The organism is Burkholderia sp. MSMB617WGS (genome assembly GCF_001532025.2).
GTDB lineage: Bacteria > Pseudomonadota > Gammaproteobacteria > Burkholderiales > Burkholderiaceae > Burkholderia > Burkholderia savannae.
In genome coordinates, this window is the sequence record NZ_CP013457.1 from 2,024,494 (window position 1) to 2,039,199 (window position 14,706).

The window sequence follows — 14,706 nt, forward strand, 5'->3', positions numbered from 1 at the left end:
GCTCACCTGGTGAAAAATCGCGAAATGGGTTGTCTTAGGGTTTCCCGGAGCGTGCGTTCCGCCCGGGCGATCGTGTCGAGCGCATCCGGGCGCGCCGCGTCGAAACACAGGCCGATGAAGGTGCCGCTGTGGCAGTTGACGATGCCGTCGGCGCCGACGTCGGCCATCAGCGCCTCCAGTTGCCGCAGGCTGCGCTTCGGATTGCGCTTCTGATGAAGCTGCGTGCTGAGCGTCGCCGCGCGGCCGATCTCGCGGACGTCGCGGCTGGAAATCGCGGCGTCGACGACGGCGAGCAGCGCGGCGTACTGGCTCGTTTCCTCGTCGGAGAAATCGAAGCGATGCCGGTTGTAGGCGACCGTGTCGATGATTCCGCCTTCGTCGATCGCGAGGATGCAGATTTTCGGCAGCCTGCCCATCACCTTGCCCAGTTCGACCTTGCGATGGAAGAACGCGACCGATTCGTCGAACATCACGCCGTCGGTCGGCTCGATCTCGCGGATGATCGCGCACATGTCGGCCACCGCGAGCTCGATGTCGAAGTGGGCGGCGAGCGCGCGCAGCGTCGCGACGATGTCGGCGGACGAGCTCGCGAGCCCCTTGCCCTCCGACACCGCGCTGCAGATCTGCAGGATGCCGCCCGTGCGGATGCCGAATTTCTCGAAGAAGAGCTGCGCCGCCTTCAGCGATTTCTTCTTGCTCGCCGGAAAGACGTAAAGGCGATCGGAATGCCGGAACCGGCAGAATCTCGCCGTCGTCGTCAGCGTGATCGGAAACGTCACCAGGAAATCGTTTCCCGATATCGGCTCGCGCCCCTGGACCAGCTCGCCGAACGTGGCGGGCGCGTTGCCGGTCGAGAAAAAACGCTCGGCCGGCGAGCCCGCCTTTCGGGTTCTCGCCTTGCCGGAGTGGCCGGAATTGGAGGAAAACCGATTTCCGTATTTATTGATAAGTGCATTGGCAATGCCGATCGACCGATCGCCGTTGATTTCCTCTCGGGCGAGCGACGAATGAACAGAGCGCTTGACCGGTTCTGTTACGTACATTTTGGCTCGTCAATCCAGAAAAAGGACGTGCATGATCCGCCACATCGATAAATGTGGTTGAAAAGTCAAACACTCGTTTTAATTTGTTCGAGCTACCCGGGTAATAAAATTTCAGAACGACGGGTATCGAAATTGAAGAACATCGATATGAGTGAATCGGGAATATGGATTCCGCGTGCGGTGGCAAATGCGGCTGGCATGCCGCCGTGACTTCGTTTGCGGCGGCATTCGCTCAGCGTGGATATTTCATCCAGTGAACCGCATGCCATGCGTTTGCCTGGGGTAGACAAATTCCGATTCATCCGGCGACCGTCCTTCAAAGTATGCAGACATATTCAGGGAAATCCGGTGAAGCCTAGATACTCGTGCTCGCGGATGCGGCGAGCGGGCGATGCAAACAGCGAATCGTCTTCGATGGCGGCGACGCGGTGCGCGCGGGCGCGGTGATGCCGGCCGCCCCGCCCGACAGGCGGGACGGTCGGCGCCGAGCGTCGGCCCGGATATCCATGGAGCGCCGGCGCAATCGAGGCAGCGCAGACGGGCTCCGCGGATCAAAAACAGTTTCGAACGCCGGGACGATGCGATACGGAATTCACTGCGCCGCTGCGTAGTCGAGAGCATAAGCTCAGCCGGGAGAAAAATACTCGGCGAGCGAAGATTGCTTCAGAGTAGACGAGCGCCGCAATTCACTCTGGTAGCGAAACGTACATGTAAAGCAATCGTTAGTCAAGCCGTTAAATGAAAGCCATCGGAATTGATTGATAACAAGCAGTTCGTCGCTCAATCTTTCGTTTCGAACGAGATTGGGTCGGCGAAATTCTCAATCGATCGGTGGAATTTGGTCGCAAAAAACACAAAAAGAAACAAGAAAACAAAACTGCGAGCCGCATTGAATCTAAATATCGTCACAAACATGCCGGCCGCTATGAATTCATGTCGTTCACGATCCGCGCATCCTTCGTAAATCGTGTTTTCCGAATCGAAGTATTACGCTATGCTTGCGACCTGAGATTCATGGTGCGATTAGAAAAATACTCAGTGCGTTCGTTTAAATCTGTCGTCAAAGCAAATTTGATGTTTCGGTAGACGGTTGTAAACGGAAAAGAATCAATGTCGCCCGATCGAGAATCACGGATCACGGCGATGCGCGGAGGTCGGCGAACACGGCGTGCGTGATCCGCATCGGATCTCGTGCGCATCGTCGCTTCGCTGCCGCGCGTTCGTCGCGGGGAGCATCCTCTCCGCGTTCTGCGGTGCCTGGCAGGACCGTCCCACCTTCACCACGGAGCTGAAGCCCGTCATGTGTGGAATCGTTTCAATCTTCGATCGGAGCGCGCCGATCGACGCGTCGACGCTGCAGCGCGCAGTGGATACGCTCGACCATCGCGGCCCGGAAAAAACGGGGCTGTGGCTGTCGCCCGACGCGCGCGTCGGCCTCGCGCACGCGCGCCTCGGCCTCGTCGATCTCGTAACGGGCGACCAGCCGATCGTCAGCGCGCGAGGCAACGTGATCGTCGCGAACGGCGAGATCTACGGTCATCACGAATGGCGCCGCGCATTGCGGCGCGAAGGCTGGCAGTTCAAGACCGACAGCGATTCCGAGGTGGCGCTCGCGCTGTACGAGCGATACGGCATCGATTTCGTCGAGCGGCTGCGAGGCGAGTTCGCGCTGGCCATCTGGGACCGCGAGGCGAACCAGCTCCTGTGCGTGCGCGACCGGTTCGGCATCAAGCCGCTCTACTATCACGAGAGCGGCGAGCGGGTCCTGCTCGCCTCCGAGGTCAAGGCGCTGCTCGCGGCGGGCGTCGCGGGCAGGCTGAGCCGCGAGCAATACGTGCAGCATCTGCTTCTCATCAAGCCGCACGACGCGACGCTGTTCGAGGGCATCCGGCAGGTTCCGCCGGGGTGCATGCTGATCTGCTCGGACGGCAAGACCGTCGTCAGGCGCTATTGGGATCTCGACTACCCGCGCCATCCGCAATGGCGCGACGACGCGCGCTCGCGCGCATGCGCCGCAGAGGCGCTCGCCGAGCATATCGCCGACGCGGTCGAGACGCGCCTGCACGCGGACGTGCCGATGGGCCACTACCTGAGCGGCGGGCTCGATTCGTCGGCGGTGCTCGGCGTCGCGGCGAAGCGGCTCGGCCACCGGCTCACCGCCTTCAACGTGCAGTTCGACCACGCGGATTACGACGAGAGCGCCGTGGCGCGCGACACAGCGGAGTCGTTCGGCGCGGCGTTCCGGACGGTCGCCGTCGATTCGGCCGATTTCGCGGACCATCTCGAGCAGGTCGTCTGGCACGCGGAGAGCATCGGCATCAACTCGAACGCGGTCGCGCGCTATCTGCAAAGTCGCGCGGTGCGGGACGCGGGGTTCAAGGCGGTGCTGTCGGGCGACGGCGCCGACGAGCTGTTCTACGGCTACAACTTTCATCAGATCGACTATCTGCTGTCCGGTTATGCGGGCGACGAGACGGCGCGCCTCGCGACGTTCGCCGACGTGCAGGCGGCCGGCAAGCTGAGCGCGGCGATTCCGCCGTGGTTCCGGCCGGCGCGCAACGGCTTCGCGAGCCGGTTGATCGGCTTCACGCCGGCGTGGCTGTCGATCGTGCTCAACAGCCGCACGCCGCTCAGAGACACGCTGCTGCATGCCGACCTGAAGCGCGACGTCACGCCCGATCTGCTCGTGTCGAGCCTGATCGATCGCCTGCCGATCCACGATCAGCTTCGCGACCGGCATCCGGTGCAGCAGTCGATGTATCTGTGGTGCAAGTCCATTCTGTGCAATCAGATCCTGTTCGCGGATCGCCTCGACATGGCGCATTCGGTCGAAGTGCGCATGCCGCTTCTCGACCATCGCCTGTTCGAATTCGCGCGGACCCTTCCCGTGTCGTGGTTCTTCCGCGACGGCGAGGAGAAAAGCCTCTTCCGCGACGCGATGAAGCCCTATCTGACCGAGCGGGTCCATCGGCGCGTGAAGCAGCCGTTCCTCGCGCCGCCTTCGACGCTGCAGCGCAACGGCAAGCTGTTCGCGCTGATCCAGGACATCGTCCACTCGCCGCGCCTCGCGCAATTGGGGCTCTTCGATCCCGCGCAGCTCGCGCGCCTGTCGAAGCTCCTGTCGGACGGCAACGAGGCCGACCTGTCGAAGCTGGAGATTCCGCTGATGCTGATCGCGACGTCGTATTTCCTTTGCAAGCGCTTCGATCTTTCGATCGTCGACTAGACGCCGTTCGCCGCTCGATGTGCGCCGCGGCGGCGAATGCCGGCGGCGCACGAAGAATGCGCCGCCGCGCGCCGCGGCTCGCATCCGTTCCAATCCCTCATTCTTTTTAGCCTGACCGACTGACATGACGACCACCGATCTCGACAAAATGCAGCAGGCCGGCACGATCGTTCACGTACTTCAGCGACATGCCGGCGAGCGTCCCGACGCGCTCGCGTATCACTTCATCGAAAGCCCGGAAACGGGGGCGGGGCCGCAGCTGACCTATCGGCAGCTCGACGAGCGCGCGCGGCGGGTCGCCGCCTACTTGCGGCAGCATGCGAGCGAGAACGATCGCGTGCTGCTGTTCTTCCCGCCGGGGCTCGAATACATCGCCGCGTTCCTCGGCTGCCTGTATGCGGGCGTGATCGCGGTGCCGCTCTATCCGCCGCGGCGCGGAGAAAAGCTCGACCGCATCGCGCACGTGGTGCGCGATTGCGGCGCACGGTTCGCGTTCGGCGACGGCGAGGCGGTGGCGAAGGCGAGCGAGTGGTTCTCGGGCGAGATGGGCCGCGCGCTGTCGGCGGCGATCCGCCTGCTGTCGATCGACGCGGCGGCGGACGTCCCGCCGATTCCGGCGAGCGACTATCGGCGCACGCCGGCGGACGTGGCGTTTCTCCAGTACACGTCCGGGTCGACGGGCGAGCCGAAGGGCGTCGCGGTGAGTCACGGCAATCTGATCGCGAATCAGATCGCGATCGCGGCGGGCTTCGGATCGCGCGACGACGACGTCTGCCTGAACTGGCTGCCGCTGTACCACGACATGGGGCTGATCGGCACGACCTTGCATCCGCTCTTTTACGGATACCCGTCGCACATCATGTCGCCGACCGCGTTCATCAAGGACCCGCTGTCGTGGCTCGAGAACATCACGCGGTTTCGCGCGACGGTCGCGGGCGGGCCGGACTTCGGCTATCGCCTCTGCGCCGAGCATGCGGCTCGCAGCCCGGAGCGGGTGGCCGCGCTCGATCTGTCGAGCTGGCGCATCGCGTTCAACGGCGCCGAGCCGGTACAGGCGGAATCGATGCGGCGTTTCGCGCAGATCTACGCGCGCGCGCGGTTCGATCCGCGCGCATTCTATCCGTGCTATGGCCTTGCCGAAGCAACGCTTTTCGTCACGGGCGGCGCGCCCGGCGGAGCGTTTCACGCACGGGCGGCCGACCGTTTCGCGCTGACGCTCGGCCGCCTCGAGCCGCAGGGCGGCGCCGCGAGCGTCGAACTGGTGTCGTCCGGCCGCTGCGCGGCGGGGCACGAACTGCGCATCGTCAACGACTTGCGCGAGGCGGCGCAAGGCGAGATCGGCGAGATCTGGGTGCGCGGCCCGAGCATTCCGTCCGGATACTGGAACAAGGACGCGGTGAACGCCGACGTGTTTCGCGCGCGCCTCGCCGCCCCGGACCCGGCCTCGTCGGGCTTCCTGCGCACGGGCGATCTCGGTTGCGTCGTCGACGGCGAACTGTTCGTGACCGGGCGCAGCAAGGACGTCGTCATCGTCAACGGGCGCAATTACTACCCGCAGGACCTGGAAGCCGCCGCGGGCGCGAGCGATCCGGCCTTGCGCGAAGGTTGCACGGCCGCGTTCTCGATCGACGGCGAGGGCGATGCGCGCGTCGTCGTCGTGCAGGAGGTGGACCGGCGCTTCGCGAAGACGATCGACGTCGATGCCGCCGCCCGGGCGATCCGCACGGCGATTTCGCGCGCCTGCGACGTCGCCGTCGACGAGATCGTGTTCATTCAGCCGGCGAGCATTCCGAAGACGTCGAGCGGCAAGATCCGCCGCCGGGAGACGCGCGCGCGTTACCTCGACGGCACGCTGCCGCTCGTCGGCCGCGACGTGCGTTCGGCGAGCGGCGCCGGTGCGGCGTCCGATCAGGATCTCGATGCGCTCTGGCCGCAAACGGCGCGCTCCGGCGCGGTGCCCGCCGACGAGCATGCGGCTCGGATCGTGCTTGCGCTGCGGCGCGCGGTCGCGGCGCTGACCGGGCAGACGCCCGAGGCGATCGGCGCCGATCTGCCGCTTGCGGGCGCGGGGCTGAATTCGATCGGCGTCGTGCGGCTGCAGGGCTTGATCGAGAAGCATCTGGGCGCGCAGGTCAGGCTCGACGACCTGTTCGGCGCGCCGAGCATCGCGGAGCTGGGCGCGCAGATCGCCCGAACGGACACTGCGGCGCCCGCCGCGCCGCGCGCGACGGCGGGTGCGAAAGAACGCGAGTTCGCGCTGTCGCCGAACCAGCAGCAGCTCTGGTTCCTGCATCAATTCGACCCGGATCGGCATGACTACAACCTGGCGCTCCTGATCGAATGCCGGCCGGCGCTCGCGTCCGACGCGCTCGAGGCGAGCGTCGCGCGCGCGTGCGCGCGGCACCCGATCCTGCGTACGCGTTATCGCGCGGAGGACAGCCGCAACGTGCAGACGGTCGAGGCGACGCCATGCGTCGATTTCGCCGAAATCGATCCGCAAGGGCTCGACGACGCCGCGTTGATCGAGCGTTTCGGCGACGAAGCGCTGCGGCCGTTCGACCTGGAGCGGGGATCGGCGTTGCGCATTCGCGTCGCGCAGCGCGACGGCGGGCGGACCTGGCTGCTCGTCAACCTGCATCACATCGCCTCCGATTTCTGGTCGATGTCGCAACTCGTCGAGGAAATCGTGTCGGACGCGTCGGGCGGCGAGCCGATTGCCGATCCCGAGCGCGACTACCAGGACTGGTGCCGGGAGCGCGACGCGTACACGGGCAGCGCCGCTGCGCTGGCGGACCGCCAGTACTGGCGCTCCGTCCTGGGCGAGAACCGTGCGGATTCGGCGCTCGCCTCGGTGTTCGAGCCAAGCGCGCAACGCGCGGAAGGCGCTCAGGACGGCGCGCCGAAGCCGGTCAATTTCCGGATCGGCGAGACGCTCGCGAAACGGGTCGAGGCATTCGCGCGGCGCTCGGGCCGCACGCTCAACGCGGTCTATCTGGCCGCGTTCCAGTTGCTGCTGCATCGCCGCGGCGCCGCCGAGCACCTCGCGATCGGCACGCTCGCCGCCGGCCGGACGCACTGGGCGTATGCGCGCACGCAGGGCTATTTCGTCAATCCGCTCGCGTTGCACACCGCGTATCGCGACGACACGACGTTCGCGGCGTTCCTGTCGCAGTCGGCCGACAATCTCACCGCCGCGATCGCCCACCAGGCGTATCCGTTCGCGCACCTCGTCAACGAGCATGCGTCGAAGAGCCGCGCCGGCCGGCATCCGTTCTTCCAGGCGCTGTTCGTGATGCAGCAGTCGAGCGGCCGCCGCGGCACCGAAGCGTTTGCGATCAAGGGCGTCGCCGCCGAAATCGAAATCGGTTCGATCACCGCGCGTTCGCTGCCGTTGCGCTCCGCGCCGTCCCAGTTCGATCTCGCGTTGACGATGGCGCCTGCCGCGCGCGGGATCGAAGCGATGCTCGAATATGGCGAGACGCTCGCGACGCGCGATCAGGTCGCCGCGTTCGCCGACGAATACCTGCAACTGCTCGATGCGGTGCTCGACGCGGCCGACGCGCCGTTGCACACGATCGAGCCCAAGGCGGCGCCGGCCGCGATCGACGCACCGGCGGCCGAGCGCGCCGCCGATCTCCCGGCGGCAGCCGTGCCGCTCGCGCAATGCGATTCGTTGATCGAAGGATTCGAGCAGCAGGTGCGCAGCGGCCCGCAGCGAGTCGCGCTCACCTACGGCGAATCGTCGCTCACGTATCGCGAACTGGACGAACGCGCGACGCAGCTCGCGCGCGCGCTCGCGCCGCGGATGCGGGCCGACGGGCCGACCACCGTCGCGATTCTGCTGCACCGCGGCGTGGACGTCGTCGTGAGCATCCTCGCCATTCTGAAGGCGGGAGGCACGTACGTGCCGCTCGACCCGCACTCTCCGGCCGAGCGGCTCGGCTTCATTCTCGAGGACGCGCAACCGAGCGTGCTCGTCACGTCGACGGCGTTCGGCGACTTGCTGGGCAAGCTGCCGTCCGTCGAGGGCCGCACCGTCCTGCTCGTCGACGCGCTCGCCGAGCCGGCGCGCGACGGGGCGCACGCAGCGGATCGCGCGCCGCAGGCGGCGCGCGCGTTGCGCCGCGACGATTGCGCGTACGTGATCTTCACGTCCGGCACGACCGGGCGGCCGAAGGGCGTGCAGGTCACGCACGACAACGTGCTGCGCCTGTTCACGTCGTCCGAGCCGGAATACCGGGTCGACGAGCGCGACGTGTGGACGCTGTTCCATTCGATCGCGTTCGACATCTCGGTCTGGGAAATGTGGGGTGCGCTGCTCTACGGCGGCCGGATCGTCGGGGTGCCGTACGAAATCTCGCGCTCGCCGGACGAGTTCCGCGCGCTGTGCGCACGCGAGCGCGTGACGGTGCTCAACCAGACGCCGAGCGCGTTCAAGTATTTCATCGCTGCCGATCTGCGGCGCGACGACCGCCTGAGCGCGCTGCGCCTCGTGATCTTCGGCGGCGAGACGCTCGTGTTCGGCAGCCTCAAGGATTGGTTCCGCAAGTACGGCGACGCGCAGCCGCTGCTCGTCAACATGTACGGGATCACCGAGATCACCGTGCACGGAACCTACCGGCCCGTCACGCTCGCGGATCTCGACGCGCCGGGCAGCATGATCGGCCTGCCGCTGCGCGACCTGTCGATCGTGCTGCTCGACGAGGATCGCAAGCCGGTGGTGGACGGCGAGGTCGGCGAGATCTATGTCGGGGGCCGGGGCGTGGCGCTCGGCTATCTGCGAAACGAGACGCTCACGCGCGAGCGCTTCGTCGATCTCGACATCGAGCCGGGCGTGGGCGTGGGGCGCTACTACAAGAGCGGCGACCTCGCGCGCAAGGTCGGCGACGCGGATTACGAGTATCTGGGCCGCAAGGATCAGCAGGTCAAGATCAACGGCTTTCGGATCGAGCTCGGCGAAATCGAGGCGGCGCTCACGCGCTTCGACGGCATTCGCGACGCCGTCACGCTCGCGAGCAAGCCGCACAAGCCGCGCAACGTCGTTGCACCGGCGTCGGCGGGCGGCGGGGCCGGCGCGATCACCGAGATCCGGCAGTTGATCCGCGCCGCGTCGACGCCGCAACCGGACGACGAACAGACCAGGCTCGTGTCGTACATCGTCTGCGATGCGCTGCCGGACGTTCAGGCGCTGTATCGCCACTTGTCGGAGCGCATACCCGATTACATGATGCCGTCGGCCGTGCTGCCGATCGATGCGATTCCGCTGAACCAGAACGGCAAGGTCGACGCGAAGGCGCTCATGCAGCGGGCGGACGGCGCGATTCCGTTGCGCGCGGCCTACGTCGCGCCGCGCACCGACGAGGAGAAGCTGCTGTGCAAGCTGTACGCCGACGTGCTGGAAAAACCGCGCGTGGGCGCCAACGACGGCTTCTTCGAGCTCGGCGGCGATTCGATCCGCATCATCCAGTTGCGCAGCCGCGCGTTGAAGGCGGGTTTGCAGATCAGCGTCCAGGACGTGTTCCGGCTCCAGACGCCCGCCGCGCTCGCCGCCGTCACGAAGATTTCGGCCCAGCTGGCCGAGCGGCCTCGCGTCGCCGCGTTCGCGCAAACGAGCGACGCCGAGCGTCGCCAGCTGCCTGAGGATGCGGTCGATGCCTATCCGCTCGCGCGTCTTCAGGAAGGGCTGCTGTTCCACTCGCAATTCGGCGACGACATCGCGATGTATTGCGACATCTTCGAATTCCGGCTGCGCGCGCGCTACGATCTGCGCGCGTTCGAGCAAGCGCTCGCCGCGTTGATCGAGCGCCATCCGATTTTCCGGACGTCGTTCCACCTCGGCGAGTTCGAGCGGCCGCTGCAGATCGTTCACGCGCATTCGGCCCCGGTCGTCGACGTGTTCGACTATCGCGACGTCGACGACGCGCGCCGCAAGCAGCGCTACGAGGCGTGGCTCGACGGCGAAAAGCGCCGTCCGTACGACGTCGCGCGCGCGCCGTTGTTGCGCTTCTCGCTGCACCGCTGGACGGACGACGAGTTCGTGTTCACGATGTCGTTCCACGACGCGCTGCTCGACGGCTGGAGCGAATCGTCGGCCGTGTCGGAGATCCTGCGCAACTATGTGAGCCTCGTCGGCGACGGCGCGCTGCCGCAGCTTCCCGAACTGCATACGCGCTTTTCCGATTACGTCTCACTGGAACAGGAGACCGTCGCCGATCCGGCGGTGCGCGCATTCTGGGAAGCGGAGCTCGAGGATTTCCGGCCGACGCGGCTCGCGTACCTGCAGGAAACGCACGCGGACGCCGGGCGCAATCCGATGCGCTTTTACGCGGTCGATGTGCCGGCGGCGCTGTCGAACGACCTGAAGGCGCTGGCCGCGCGGCTCGGCGTGTCGCTCAAGCACGTGCTGCTGGCGGCGCATGCGAGCGTCATGAGTTTCGTGAGCGGCGAGTCCGACGTCGTTCTCGCCGTCGAGTCGAACGGCCGGCTCGAGGACGGCGACGGCGAGCGCGTGCTCGGCACGCATCTGAACGTCGTGCCGTGGCGCGTGCAGCTCGGCGGCGACACCTGGTCCGAGCTCGTCAAGCGCATCCATGACAAGGAATCCGCGCTGCAGGCGTATCGCCGCTATCCGTATCAGGAAATCCAGCACCTGAAGGGCAACGAGCCGCTCTTCGACGTGAGCTTCAATTACACGCACTTCCATGTGTACGAGGAGCTGGAGCAACTGGCGGGGGTGAGCGTCGTCGATGCGAAGGCGTATATCCAGACGCACTTCGCGCTGCGCGTCGAATTCAACCAAGACCCGTTCACGAAGCATCTGACGCTCGATCTCGAGGCGAATCTCGACGCGTTGCCGCTCGAGCGCCTCGTCGCGATCGGCGGCTATTTCCGCCGCGCGCTCGAGGCGATCGTCGCGTCGCCCGACGAGCATTTCGCCGCGCGCACGCTGCTCGGCGACGACGAGGCCGCCGTCGAGCGCCGCGCCGCCGCGGGCGCCCTGGTCGAACGGCCGGCGGGCGCGCCGGGGCTATATGTCGCGACGTTCGAGCGGCGCGCGAGCGAATGGCCGGATCGCATCGCGGCCGTCGACGCGTCGCGCTCGATCGGCTATCGCGCGCTGCTCGACGCAAGCCGCACGGCCGCCGCGCAGCTGCGCGCGCGCGGCGTGCGTCCGGGCGACATCGTGGCGTTGCTCGCGGATCGCTCGATCGACTATCTGACGGCGATCCTCGGGCTCTGGCGGGTCGGGGCGGCGTTCGTGCCGCTGCCGGACGGGCCGGCCGAGCGGATCGACGCGCTGCTCGAGCGCGCGCGGGCCGCGCATCTCGTCGTCGCGCGCGGGCATGCGAGCGTCGCCGAGCGCCTGCGCAGCGGCGCGGCCAGGATCGCGCTCGACGCGCTCGCCGAGCCGGCCGACGCGGCCGCGCTGCGAGCGCCCGCGTTCGAGGCGTCCGCCGACACGCTCGCTTACGTGATCTTCACGTCCGGTTCGACGGGCGAGCCCAAGGGCGTGATGATCGACCACGGCGGGATGATCAATCACATCGAGGCGAAGATCGAGGATCTCGGGATCGGCGCGGCGGACATCGTGTCGCAGGACGCCGCCGCGACGTTCGACATCTGCGTGTGGCAATTCTGCGCGCCGTTGATCGCGGGCGCGCAGGTCAGGATCTACGACGACGCCGTCGCGAAAGATCCGGCGCGGCTCCTGGAGCGCGTCGTCGCCGACGGCGTGTCGATTCTCGAAGTGTCGCCCTCCGTGCTGAGCACGATGCTGCTCGTGCACGCCGCGCAGCCGGACGCGCCGGCGCTCGCGCTCGGCGCGTCGGCGCTGCGCTGGGTCGTGTCGAGCGGCGAGACGCTGCAGCCGTCGCTCGTGCATCAGCTGCGCGCGGTGCACCCTCGCGTCGGCATCCTGAACATGTGGGGCGCGACGGAAACCTCCGACGACTGCACGCATTACAAGGTGCCGTTCGACCTCGACGCGCGCGCGCCGAAGATCTCGATCGGGCGGCCGATCAAGAACGCGGCCGTCTACGTGCTCGATCCGTGGGGGCGCACGGTGCCGGCCGGCACGCCCGGCGAGCTGTACGTCGGCGGCGTGTGCGTCGGGCTCGGGTATCTGAACGATCCGCAGCGCACCGCGGCCGCCTATTCGTCGCGAGAGGCCGCGTTCGCCGGCTCGCATCGCCTCTATCGCAGCGGCGATCGCGGATGGCGCGCCGCGAACGGCGAGCTGTTCTTCATCGGCCGGCGCGACAACCAGGTGAAGATCCGCGGCCATCGCATCGAGATCGGTGAAGTGGAGGCCGCGCTCAATCGCGAGCCGTCGGTGCAGGAAGCGGTCGTCCTCGCGCTGCCGGACGCGACGGGGCAACTGTCGCTCGCGGCGTGGGCCGTTCCTGCGGATCTTCGCGCGCTGGAGGGCGCGGGCGCGACGAGCGCGTGGGTGTCGGCGCTGCGCAAGCAGGTGAAGCTCGGGCTGCCCGCGTACATGATTCCCGACGTGATCGTCGCGCTCGACCGTCTGCCGAAGAACGTCAACGGCAAGGTGGACCGCAAGGCGCTCGCGTTGCCGGACGATGCGCAGACGTGCGCGCAGCTCGAGGTGGTCGCGCCGGGCAACGACGTCGAGGCCTTCGTCGTCGATCTGTTCCGGCAGATTCTCAAGCGCCCGGCGGTCAGCGCCGACTGGAGCTTCTTCGACATCGGCGGCAACTCGCTGCTCGCGACGCAGGTCGTGTCTCGCGCGCGCCGGCATTTCCGGATCGATTTGCCGATCCGCGCGCTGTTCGAGCACGACACGGCGATCTCGTTCGCCGCGGCGATCGCGGCCGCCCAGGCCGAGGCGTTGCGGGAAGACAGGATCGCGCCGCAGGGGCGCCCCGAGCACATTCCGCTGTCGTTCAACCAGGAGCGTCTCTGGTTCCTCGACAAGATCGACGCCTCGCAGCGCGCCTATGGCTCGCACTTCGCGCTGCGGATCGACGGGCCGCTCGATGTCGACACGCTCGCCTGGGTGCTCCAGCGGATGACGGATCGCCACGAGATCCTGCGAACCCGCTTCGCGACGCTCGACAATCAGCCCTGTCAGGTGGTGGCGCCCGAGATGACGTTCCCGCTCGCCGTGAAGGACCTGTCCGGCGAGCACGCCTCGAGCGCGCGCGAAGCGCTCGACAGCGCGATCGAATCCGAGCTGAGCCGGCCGTTCAGGCTCGACGCGCTGCCGCTGTGCTCGGCGACGATCTACCGGCTGTCCGACAACGAGCACGTGCTGCTTTGGCGCAATCATCACATCATCGGAGACGGGTGGTCGGCGGGCGTGATCCTGCGCGAGATCGAGCAGTTGTATCCGGCGCGGCGCGACGGGCGGGCGGCGGAGCTGCCGCCGCTGCCGATCCAGTTCGCCGATTACGCGATCTGGCAGCGGCGTTTTGCGCAGTCCGAGCCGTTCAAGCGCCAGCTCGACTTCTGGCGCGGCTACCTCGACGGCTACGCCGGCGTGCTGCAATTGCCGACCGATTTCGAGCGCCCGGACCAGCCGACGTTCGACGGGCGGCGGATCGCGGTGGCGTTGCCCGCCGCGCTCGTCGAGCGCGTGCATGCGTTCTCCCGGGCGTCGAAGTCGACGGTGTTCGTGTTCCTGCAGACCGCGCTGGGCTTGCTGCTGTCGCGCTACGCGAAGCAGGGCGATCTCGTGCTCGGCACGGCCGTCGCGAACCGCTCGCGCATCGAGACCGAGCCGCTCATCGGCTTCCTGACGAACACGTTGCCGGTGCGGCAGCGCTTCGATCCGTCCGCGAGCTTCGCCGCGCATCTCGCGCGCGTGCGCGACGACGTGCTGAACGTGTTCGACAATCAGGACGTGACGTTCGCGCATCTCGTGCAGATGGCGCTCAGGGAGCGCGACCCGCGCGTGAATCCGCTCGTGCAGGTGATGTTCGTGCTGCAGAACGAGGATCTGTCGATGCCGCAGGTCGACGGGCTGCGCATCGCGCCCGTCGAGCTCGACCGGGCCGCGTCGATTCTCGATCTGCTGTTCGATCTGCGCGAGGAGGGCGGCGCGATCGTCGGCCACGTCGAATACAACGTCAATCTGTTCCGGGAATCGACGATCCGCCTGCTGTGGGCGCATCTGTCGAACCTGATCGGGGCGATCGTCGACGGGGGCGACGTGCCGGTCTCGCAGCTGAGCTCGCTCGGCGACGAGGAGCGGCGCTTGCTGACGCAAGCGTGGCGCAGCCTGCAGCACGGCGGCAGCGAGATCGAGTTCTGGCATCGCGACGCCGCGCAAACGCCGCATTGGGACGCTTACCTCGAAGCGGCCGAGCGCGACGAGATGCTGATGAGCGCATACATGGCGATCTCGGAATATTGAGTCGCCGATCGCATCCGGCCCGCGCGGGCCGGATGCGCACGCTCAGCCGCCGCCGGGCC

3 protein-coding genes and 1 pseudogene are annotated in these 14,706 nt (G+C 67.1%); 3 read left to right on the forward strand and 1 reads right to left on the reverse strand.

Annotated features, from left to right (window positions below; all coding sequences use genetic code 11):
• Nucleotides 1-2 precede the first annotated feature (2 nt).
• Nucleotides 3-842 (reverse strand): annotated as a pseudogene (locus WT60_RS10130) (kinase); the annotation flags it as partial.
• Between WT60_RS10130 and WT60_RS35110 the strand changes: the two are divergent.
• The 3 genes from WT60_RS35110 to WT60_RS10140 all read left to right on the forward strand — a co-directional run bounded on the left by WT60_RS35110 (nucleotide 763) and on the right by WT60_RS10140 (nucleotide 14,647).
• The gene (locus WT60_RS35110) at nucleotides 763-1,011 is read left to right on the forward strand and encodes a hypothetical protein (RefSeq protein ID WP_226377245.1); all 249 of its coding nucleotides are present in this window, start codon (nucleotides 763-765) and stop codon (nucleotides 1,009-1,011) included. The pseudogene WT60_RS10130 and the gene WT60_RS35110 sit on opposite strands and share 80 nt — an antisense overlap.
• A gap of 1,332 nt (nucleotides 1,012-2,343) precedes the next feature.
• Entirely contained in the window at nucleotides 2,344-4,269 is a 1,926-nt protein-coding gene (asnB, locus tag WT60_RS10135) for an asparagine synthase (glutamine-hydrolyzing) (protein ID WP_038742858.1), read from the forward strand.
• 124 nt (nucleotides 4,270-4,393) lie between these two features.
• Nucleotides 4,394-14,647, forward strand: coding sequence for a non-ribosomal peptide synthetase (locus WT60_RS10140; RefSeq protein WP_060355617.1), 10,254 nt, complete (start codon nucleotides 4,394-4,396; stop codon nucleotides 14,645-14,647).
• Nucleotides 14,648-14,706 lie beyond the last annotated feature (59 nt).